The sequence below is a fragment of the Sediminimonas qiaohouensis DSM 21189 genome, from assembly GCF_000423645.1.
Lineage (GTDB): Bacteria > Pseudomonadota > Alphaproteobacteria > Rhodobacterales > Rhodobacteraceae > Sediminimonas > Sediminimonas qiaohouensis.
Genome location: NZ_AUIJ01000043.1, coordinates 1 through 9527 on the forward strand (window position 1 = coordinate 1; position 9527 = coordinate 9527).

The 9527-nt window shown below is 56.0% G+C and carries 9 protein-coding genes; 4 read left to right on the top strand and 5 right to left on the bottom strand.

Annotated elements, in window-relative coordinates; all coding sequences use genetic code 11:
• On the top strand, nt 1–293 hold a 293-nt coding region (locus G568_RS20075), incomplete at its 5' end, for a transposase (protein ID WP_026759153.1).
• Here the strand turns inward: G568_RS20075 and G568_RS19345 are convergent.
• Genes G568_RS19345 through G568_RS19350 form a run of 4 tightly spaced genes read right to left on the bottom strand, consistent with a single transcriptional unit; the run spans nt 241 to nt 5548 of the window.
• Complete coding sequence (locus G568_RS19345) at nt 241–1707, bottom strand: DEAD/DEAH box helicase (RefSeq protein ID WP_245582976.1); 1467 nt, start codon at nt 1705–1707, stop codon at nt 241–243. The genes G568_RS20075 and G568_RS19345 overlap by 53 nt on opposite strands.
• 45 nt (nt 1708–1752) lie before the next feature.
• Nucleotides 1753–2586, bottom strand: coding sequence for a hypothetical protein (locus tag G568_RS0117055; protein WP_026759113.1), 834 nt, complete (start codon nt 2584–2586; stop codon nt 1753–1755).
• On the bottom strand, nt 2583–5357 hold the full coding sequence (locus G568_RS0117060; protein ID WP_026759114.1) for a class I SAM-dependent DNA methyltransferase: 2775 nt from the start codon (nt 5355–5357) through the stop codon (nt 2583–2585). Before G568_RS0117060 ends, G568_RS0117055 begins: the two co-directional genes overlap by 4 nt.
• Nucleotides 5354–5548 carry a hypothetical protein gene (locus G568_RS19350; protein ID WP_157084456.1) on the bottom strand — a complete coding sequence of 65 codons (195 nt, stop codon included), beginning with the start codon at nt 5546–5548 and terminating at the stop codon, nt 5354–5356. The genes G568_RS0117060 and G568_RS19350 overlap by 4 nt, the downstream gene beginning before the upstream one ends.
• 145 nt (nt 5549–5693) lie before the next feature.
• On the opposite strand from G568_RS19350, the gene G568_RS0117070 reads away from it, so the two are divergent.
• From G568_RS0117070 to G568_RS0117085, 3 genes are all read left to right on the top strand, one after another.
• On the top strand, nt 5694–6044 hold the full coding sequence (locus G568_RS0117070; RefSeq protein WP_026759115.1) for a DUF262 domain-containing protein: 351 nt from the start codon (nt 5694–5696) through the stop codon (nt 6042–6044).
• Between the two features lie 40 nt (nt 6045–6084).
• Nucleotides 6085–7436 (top strand): IS3 family transposase gene (locus G568_RS0117080; protein ID WP_157084457.1). Its coding sequence is split into 2 segments (ribosomal slippage): nt 6085–6421 and nt 6421–7436, totalling 1353 coding nucleotides; the frame shifts between segments, so codons are not numbered across the junction.
• A gap of 76 nt (nt 7437–7512) precedes the next feature.
• The gene (locus G568_RS0117085; protein WP_026759118.1) at nt 7513–9042 is read left to right on the top strand and encodes a DUF262 domain-containing protein; all 1530 of its coding nucleotides are present in this window, start codon (nt 7513–7515) and stop codon (nt 9040–9042) included.
• Between the two features lie 130 nt (nt 9043–9172).
• On the opposite strand, the gene G568_RS0117090 is transcribed toward G568_RS0117085, so the two are convergent.
• A complete protein-coding gene (locus G568_RS0117090) occupies nt 9173–9490 on the bottom strand; it encodes a hypothetical protein (RefSeq protein WP_026759119.1) in 318 nt (105 codons plus the stop codon).
• Between the last annotated feature and the right edge of the window lie 37 nt (nt 9491–9527).

A 9527-nucleotide genomic window follows, 5' to 3' on the forward strand; every position in this document is an offset into this window, starting at 1 on the left:
CCGTCATCCCGCCTCGCAAAAACGCCAAGCCGTGGAAGACCGTCACCGCGGGTGCAATGGCCAGAAACGAGGCCCTGCGAGCTTCGAAATACCTCGGCCGCGCGATCTGGCGAAACTGGAGTGGATACCACCGCCGAAGCCGCGTCGAGACCAAAATGCACTGCGTGAAAATGCTGGGCCAGCGCCTCATGGCGCGGGACTTCGATCGTCAGGTTGCGGAAGTCCAAGTCCGCATCCTCGTCATGAACGGCTATACCGCGCTCGGCATACCCATAACTGAGCCCGTAGGATGAGTCTGTCTGGGGAAAGGGGGCGTCTGGCCTTCAACCAATTTGTGCAACAGAGTCTGTATCCGCCCTCACCGTAGTCAAAGCCTTCGACCGGCCCGCTATCCGGTTTCTTCGGGGTGAAGTTGAAGCGCGGGGCCAGCACCTGCTCCATGAGCAAGCTGGCCGCGATGGCTTTCAGCGTGTCGTTCACCGCCTCGGTGACAGCCGCCTCTGCCGCGTCCGGCTCGGCGATCAGGTTTGTAAAGCGGGCGTTTGTCTTGCCTTCGGCATCACGGGTGGCGCGCCCGATGATCTGCACGATCTCGGTCAGGCTCGATCGATAGCCAACGGTCAGTGCGTGCTCGCACCAAATCCAGTCAAAGCCCTCCTTGGCCATGCCCAGGGCGATGATAATGTCCACATGATCACGGCTGTGCTTCTGTGCGGAATCTTTAAGCGCCGCCGAGACCTTCTCCCGCTTGGCCGGATCATCATCGACCAGATCGGCGATCCGCAGGATGCGTCCATCCGAGCGCTTCACAAGCTGGAAGCCGGTAGCGGGGTCGGTTCCCTGCCATGCACCAAGCTCCTCGATGATGTGTTCGACCTCCCTGATCTTGTCCTTCGTGCTCTCGCGCGAATTCACAGACGGGATATGGATGATCGTCTTTTCGGCGGGGTCTAGCACCTTCAGGATGTCGTCGGCATAGGCGCCGGAATAGAAGTAGTAGCCGATATCCAGCGTCTTCAGGTACTTATAGCCGTTGAGCTGCTCATAGTAGGTGTAGGTGACGGTATCGAATTTCGCCTCATCATGGGGCATGAGCACCGGCTCTGTATCGCCCCGAAAATACGATCCGGTCATGGCCACGACATGCACCTTGTCGCGCGCAATCAACTCGGTAAGCTGCGCGCCCAGCTTGTTGTCGGGGTTGGCCGAAACATGGTGGAATTCATCCACGGCGATCAGGCGATCGTCGAAAGCTTCGACACCGAATTTCTCAACGGCGTTGCGGAAGGTCGCATGCGGACAGACCAGCACTCTGTCATCGCTTTTCAGGAACGCACCCACCGAGTCCGCCTTGCTGCCGTCAGCGCCAGGGGCGTTGCAGAGATTCCATTTCGGCACGACATGCCAGTCGGCCCAGAACCCAAAGTCACTGAGCGGCTCGTCGGCAAAGCTTGATCCGATGGATTTTTCAGGCACGGTGATGATGGCCTGCCGGAGCCCCTGATTGTGCAGCTTGTCGAGCGCAATGAACATGAGCGCGCGGCTCTTGCCCGAAGCGGGCGGCGACTTAATCAGGAGATATTGCTCGCCCCGCCGCTCAAAGGCGCGTTCCTGCATTGGCCGCATACCAAGCTCGTTCGACTTGGTCGAACTGCCGTTGCGGGCATAGGTGACGGAAACGGATGGGACGGATTTCTCACTGGTCATAGATTATTCTTTCGTTCTGAAATTTTTCCTTGAGCTCAACAGATATCATTTCCTTTCTCCAGCAACGCTTGCGAGTGCCGCTTTGAGAACCTGAAAGCAAACGGTAGCAGTATGTTGATCAGGAGAAAAACCCGACACCATTTGCTCATATGGATGAATATAATTTCGGAAATCGCGCAGTCCGTGACTGAACTTTTTCACGTCTGGCTTGAGGATGCTGACTTCACACGCGACATCGATAAGCTGCGCAAGGTTCCATTCGTAGAAACGCTTAACGCTTCCATCCTTGTTCTTCGGTGAAGATGACGCTTGATTGAAAAGCGCGGGTTCTTTCTGCGCAGAACCAAGCAAAACGGCTTCAAGTACGCTTCCGCAAAGAAAGATCACAGACAAGTACGCTCCTGCCTTCATGGCCGTCCGCGCTTCCGAAAGGCGGCTTTCAATAATGGGTACGGATTGCGCCTCTATAGGAAGATTCTGGATATTGGGAATTGTGAACTCTCGATGGAGGAAGTCATCTTCGCTCCTGGCGGCCTTTTGTTCGGCTGGCTTGCCAAGAAGGCGGGAGACTGTGTTACGGGTCTTCTCCAGGACAGGCGCATCAACCGTGTGGCCGTTAAGATCACAGTCGGCTTCATATGAAGCCAGCATCTCATCCAGTACCTGCCCTACGAGGGCATCAGGTTCTTGCTCCCAAAAGGCACGCATTTTCTTGGCCTTTGAAGTGCCATACGTCTGGTATTTATCGCCATGGATATCCACTCCGTGTCGCCCGAAAAACTCGCCATATGTTGCATCTGAATAGTCCAAAACATAGCCGCTCTGCATGCCAAGCAACTTCTCAAGGTAGCGCTTTTCTATGTCGGTGAGTGTGCTCATCCCTGCGCCCCTTGAGCTTGGCGCATCCGCTCCTTGCCACTTGTCATCTTGGTGTACAGCTCGAAGAGTTTTTCGAGACGCTCGGTGTCGTTGCGAAAGCGGCGGCCGATATAGATGCGTTCCAGCACCTCGTCGTTGCGATCGTGTGCAGCACGAAGGTCGTCGGGCATCTTTTCGGGGTCATAGAGATCGGCAATGGTCGCGGGGAAATGCGCCTCACGCGCCAGAAGGATTTCTTCGGCGCAGCGGCTCAGATCGGACTTGTTCTTCTGGGTCAGCTTGGGAACCGGGAAAGTGTTCCAACCGAGAGTGTTAGAATAGCGGTAGTCGGTCTTCATCTTTCCGCAGACACTGGCAATCCATACCAAATGGAGCTTCGAAGCAATGAGGGATACATTCCAAAGTGGACCATCGAAAATTGCGAAGAGCAGGTTACTAGCTACATATCCATTCGGAACAAAATCTACTGGTAGATATTCTCGGCGCTCAGATGAAACGCCAGCGACCAGTATAGTGTGGTCAATCCCGACACCGGGAGACTGAACGAAACGATGTGGTTTCCGCGCGAAATCTCTTGTCGAACTTGCAGAGCTTTGGCCTCTCGACTTTGAAACAGATTCGAGCCTAGCTTTCACGAAGGGAATGGCCGCAGCATCACTTGCATCCGAATCTTCAATCCACAGGCAATACCTAACTATACCACCAATCATTTCTTGCGATCCAACATAACGAAAAATGTAGCGTTCAGTTCGTGCGTCTAAATTTAGTGCTGTGTTTTTTTCCGTCTGATCAAAGCTCAGATGACCACCATCTCGTGGCATATTTCCGAAGACCATTGCATTCAGACCAGAAATGCTTCTTCGAGCGCCTTCAACATATCGAGTTTCAGCGGGCACGAGGTAAGGGTTTATATCAGGGACCTCAGCAACTGAGTTGCTGTCGAATATCCTTCCCTTCCCAAAGAATTTGGAAGGGCCAACACCGACCACTGAAACAGTAACTCCAGCTGAATTCTTTGCGAGGTTACTCCACTTAAAGGATTTATGTGCGAAAAATATTTTCAGGCCACCATCCAATATGGTGGGCCAAAGCAACGGCACCTGAAGGCCTTGGTTCATCGAATTCGTGGTAACAAAGGCGAACATTGCTGGGACCAGGCGACAATAGTCCGCAGCCTTGACCATCCAACCCGAAACGTAATCAAGGGACTTATAGGAAGATATCCGACCATTCAGTGCTGATTTCAGATCACTCTTCTGGTCGTCATTCTGATTTCGGCTTCCTAAATATGGCGGATTTCCACAAATATAGGTCTCCCCGCCCTCGTTCTCGAAATCGATCTCGGCCTGATCGAGCGGCATGCTGAACAGATCATCGCCATGCATCTTTACACCCGTCCTCGTTGGCGGGCAGATGCTGAGCCAATCGATCCGCAGGGCGTTGCCGCAGGTGATCCAGTTCATCGCGTCGAGCGGCAGGAAGTCCCGAAGCGCCTCGCGCTGGCCGCGATAGAGCACGTCGCACTGATACTCGGCGATGATCAGCGCCAGGCGCGCCACCTCGGCGGAGAAATCCCGCAGTTCGATGCCTCTGAAGTTAGTAAGCGGTATGTCGGTGCGCCGGTCAGGCTCGCCGCGCCGCTTGTTGATCTCGGCCTCGATCGCGCGCATTTCCTTGTAGGCGATGACAAGGAAGTTGCCGGAGCCGCAGGCGGGGTCGAAAACCCTGATCCGTGCCATCCGGTTGCGCAGGTTCAAGAGCTTGCGCGCGTTGTCACCGGCCTCGTTCAGTTTTTCGTGCAGATCATCAAGGAAGAGCGGATTCAGAACCTTCAGGATGTTCGGAACGGATGTGTAGTGCATCCCGAGCGCGCCGCGTTCTTCGTCATCGGCGACGGCCTGGATCATCGAGCCGAAGATGTCGGGGTTGATCTTCTTCCAGTCCAGATTGCCGATATGCAGAAGGTATGAGCGCGCGATCTTGCTGAAGCGCGGCACATCCACGCTTTGCGAGAACAGTCCGCCATTGACGTAGGGAAAATCGGACGCCCAACGCGGGATGTTTGCCGCGTCGCGCTCTTCGACCTTGGTGTTCATGGCGCGGAACAGCGTGCTGATCACCTCATGGGTGTTGGTGCTGTCCGGGGCGCTCATCTGCTCGATCGTCGAGGTGAACTGATCCGCCTTGACAAAGATATCGGTGTCTTCGGCGAAGAAGCAGAAGATCAGCCGTGCCATGAAATGGTTCATGTCGTGGCGGCGCTCGGCGGTTCCCCATTCGGGGTTGTCTTTGAGCAGTTCCACGTAAAGTCGGTTCAGGCGTCCCGTGGCCTTGATGTCGAAGGCGCTTTCGCGGATTTGCTTGACGGTCGAGATACCGGCAAGCGGCAGAAAAAAACCAAAATGATCGGGGAAATCCTCGAACGGGCAAACGATTGGGGCAATGTCAGACGAAAGGTCTTCAGCTTCCAGCGTGATGCCGTCCGTGGCCAGGATAAACTTGACGCGGTTGCGGGCGTTCTTCGTGGCAGGGCTCTCGCGCAGCGCGCGGATCGTGTCGGAGACCTGCCCTTCTTCGCAGACCTTGATGTGGATATTGTTGATCTGGAGAACGCCGCCGATATCGGATTTGTTCGACGCGCCGCTGCGCAGCCGCTTGATGGTGGTCGCCTTGTTGCCGAACGCTTCCAGAAACGCGAAAGGAAACTCCTCGGCGTCGAACGGCTGTTCGGCCAGTCTGGAAATTGCTTCTTCGATTTCAACTGCGTTCAAGGTTCTACCCCGTTATCTTTTTCTTTTACGCCGCCATGCATGATTGCGGAATCAGCGCCACGCTCGGCCACATAGGCGCGCATGAACTCTCTTATCACTTGAGCGGCGGGTTTGTCGTCCGCCTGGCACGCCTTGAGAAACTGCTCCCGCAGGTCCCGATCAATGCGTATGCGAAGCCCGACATCTTTCATCAGCCTGAAGTGTAGCCAATGGATACACATTTGTGTAGCATATTCTTGGCATGCGGGTGGATAAGCTCGGGGATACAATCAGGTTCCCTGATCAGCTGATCTGCCATAGCGTTCAAGTGATTAGCAACGAAGGGGAGAGAGTGCGATGCAGGTCGGGACATTGGCGATCCAACATCTTTTTGAGAAGGACGTGCTGTACCGTGTCCCGCTCTATCAGCGCCCCTATGTCTGGAAGGAAGACGAACAGTGGCAGCCACTTTGGGAGGATTTGCGGCGTCTGTCAGAAGACCTGCTGACCGGCAAGCAGCCGCGCTCGCACTTCCTGGGCGCGTCGGTGCAAGACCGGCCATCGGTGCCGCCGGGGCAGATCGAGACCCGGCTCCTGATCGATGGACAGCAAAGACTGACGACGCTGCAGCTCTTACTGCGCGCGTTCGAGGATGTCGTGAAGCTGTCTGACGTCAGCGCCTATGGGACAGCTTTGATGTTTTCGTAACGGAGGATTTCTGGTTCATCGCAGCCACCAAGGAGCGAAGATGAACAAGAGATCCGGAACATCGAAGGACGCAGCCGACAAGCTGGTCAAAGGGATCAAGCGCAAGACGCGCAAGCAGTATTCTGCGGAAGAGAAGATCAGGATCGTGCTGGCGGGCCTGCGCGGCGAGGATAGCATTGCCGCGCTGTGCCGCCGGGAAGGCATCAGCGAGAGCCTGTATTACACGTGGTCGAAGGAATTCCTCGAAGCGGGCAAGCAACGCCTCGCCGGGGATACGGCCCGCCAGGCGACATCGCCTGAGGTCAAGGAGCTGCGCTCGGAATCGGCTGCACTCAAGGAGGTCGTTGCCGACCTGACTCTGGAAAACCGTTTGCTCAAAAAAAGCATGATCGGGGATGGGGAGTGCGAGGCATGAGGTATCCTGCATCGGAAAAGCTGGAGATCATCCGCACCGTCGAAGCCTTGCATCTGCCCGCTCGTCAGACGCTGGCCATGCTCGACATCCCACGCACGACCTATTACCGCTGGTATGATCGCTGGTCCGAGGGTGGGCTTGACGCGCTCAAGGACACGCCGTCCCATCCGGGGTCTGTGTGGAACCGCCTCCCGGATGAGACCCGGGCGGAGATTATCGAGTTCGCGCTCGAGCATGAGGATCTGACGCCCCGTGAGCTGGCGGTGAAATACACAGACGAAAAGCAGTATTTTGTTTCGGAATCATCGGTTTACCGCATCCTGAAGGCGGAAGACCTGGTCACGGCACCGGCGCATATCGTGATGAAGGCGGCCAATGAGTTCCGGGATAAAACCACGCGGCCCAACGAGCTGTGGCAGACCGACTTCACCTATCTGAAGGTGCTGGGTTGGGGGTGGTTCTACCTGTCGACCATTCTCGACGATTACAGCCGCTACATCATCACCTGGAAGCTCTGCGCAACCATGAAGGCCGAGGATGTGACTGCCACGCTCGACCGGGCGCTGGAGGCTTCAGGATGTGACTGCGCGACCGTTGTCGCCAAGCCAAGACTTCTCAGCGACAACGGCTCGTCTTACATCGCGGGGGACTTGGCGGATTACCTCGACGAAAAGGGCATGGATCATGTCCGAGGCGCGCCATACCACCCCCAAACACAGGGCAAGATCGAGCGGTGGCATCAGACCATGAAGAACCGTGTCCTGCTGGAGCATTACTTCCTGCCCGGTGATCTCGAGCGCCAGATCGGGGCCTTCGTCGAATATTACAACAACCAACGCTACCACGAGAGCCTTGGAAACCTGACACCGGCCGATGTCTACTTCGGCCGCGCTGAACGCATCCTGAAACAGCGAGAGGAGATCAAACAGAAAACCATGATCAAGCGGCGCTTGCGCCACCAAACGGAAAACGCATAACATCAATCAAGGATGAGCCAGAGCCTCCAAACGGAAAACCGCTCAGCTGTCCCAAATTATCTGACGACGGACAGTCGTGAAGCTCGAAGAGGATAGCCGCTATCATAAGGCGATCGGCAAACTTATCCGCAATCAGCACCCGCTCAGCACCGAGGAATACGAAAGCTACAAGATTTGGCCTACAAATGCTGATCGGGACGACTATCAGACGGTGATGGAAAGCGACGATCGCGCCGCGCTTCTCAAGGCCTATGGCGTGCGGTCAGACGCGAAGGCGGTGGGACGCAACATCCCTGACGGATATCTCTTCTTCCATGACGCCATTTCGGAGTGGCTGGCCGAAAACGACGGTGCGGAGAAGGACAAGAAGATTCCGGCACTCTATAGTGCCATTCGTGACAATGTGCGGCTCGTGGTCATCGATCTCGACGAAAAAGATGACGCGCAGCTGATTTTCGAGACGCTGAATGCGCGGGGCACACCGCTATTGTCGGCTGATCTCGTCAAGAACTCGCTCCTAAGCGAAATCCAGGACAATGGCGGCGATGCGGAGAAGGCCTATCAGAAATACTGGCAAGCCTTTGATAAGGACGCGCCGTTCTGGCGTGCCGAGATTGGTCGCGGTCATGCGCGGCGCGCCCGGATCGAGATATTCCTTCAGCATGCCCTTACGCTGCTGACCGGTGACGACGTATCCGCTGCGCATCTCTACGCCGCCTATCGCGATTTTTCGCTCGGGGCGCATGCCGGATCACCGGAAGACCGGATCAAGACGATCAGGAGATACGGTGTAATCTATCGCGAGATCGTCGAAGGGCATGAGAATCCGCGCATCAAGACCTTCCTCGATCGCTTGAAAGTCATGGATATCGGCACGGCCTATCCGTTCCTGCTCAAGCTCTTCGATGTGCTGGGATCGCGCGTCGATCTGCTGGCGGAAGTTCTTTCAGATATGGAATCTTTCCTTATCCGCCGGATGGTCTGCCGTCTGAGCACGCGCGGCTACAACCGCCTGTTTGTCGATCTTATTGCAGAAGTTGACGGCGCGCCGGATCAGATACCGCAAAAAATCCGGGACAGCTTGCTGAGCCGGACGGCCGAGTTTGACCGCTGGCCGAGCGATGAGGAGTTCAAAAAGGCCTGGGTGAATAACCCGCTCTACGAAAACCTGACGCGCCCGCGCTTGCGCTTGATCCTTGAAGCGATGGAGGCGGCATTGCGCGGGGATTTCGCCGAAACGAAGGATGTCCCGAAGAATCTGACAGTCGAGCATGTGATGCCCCAGACATGGCAAGCCAACTGGCCGCTACCTGGCAAGACATCCGAAGCCGAGGAAACGCTTCACCGCAATGAACTGATCCACACCATCGGAAATCTGTCTCTGCTGAACGAAAAGCTGAACCCTGTGCAGTCGAACAAGGCGTGGGTGGTCGAAGGCGACCCTGACGGCGGGAAACGTGAAGCGCTGGAAGATCACAGCGTTCTCTATCTGAACAAGCGCCTTTGCGAACATGACAGCTGGAACGAGGCAAAGATCAAAGAGCGATCAGGCGACTTGTTCGAGAACGCCAAGAAAATCTGGAACCTGCCAAGCGCCGCTAGCTAGAGCGTACCTGTCGCCCTGCTTCGCCGGAGCCGTCCGTCACCCCTCACTTGCTGATGGGGGTGCGGCGGCGCAGAAGATGCTGGGCACCTGAGCCCGCTCTGCTTTGCTGGTGAGTCAGGAAGCCCTTGCCCTATGACAGCTCTTCCAGGATGGGCACTGTCTTCATGTGAGCCTCAACGGCTGATCTGACTTCATCGCTCATCGGCAGGTTTGTCGCTTCCGCTTCCCAATGCTCCCGAAAAAGCTGAACCGTCTCTTTGGCAGCGTTGATCGCCATCTTCTTCGGAATGGCCGCTTTGACGGCAAGGTGCTCTAGCTCATCCACCGAGAACGCCGAGAACACCTTGGCACGACTGATCTTCATGTTGGTCGCATCGCCCGGGATATAGGGACTCTGTTGCACAAATTGGTTGAAGGCCAGACGCCCCCTTTCCCCAGACAGACTCATCCTACGGGCTCAGTTATGGGTATGCCGAGCGCGGTAT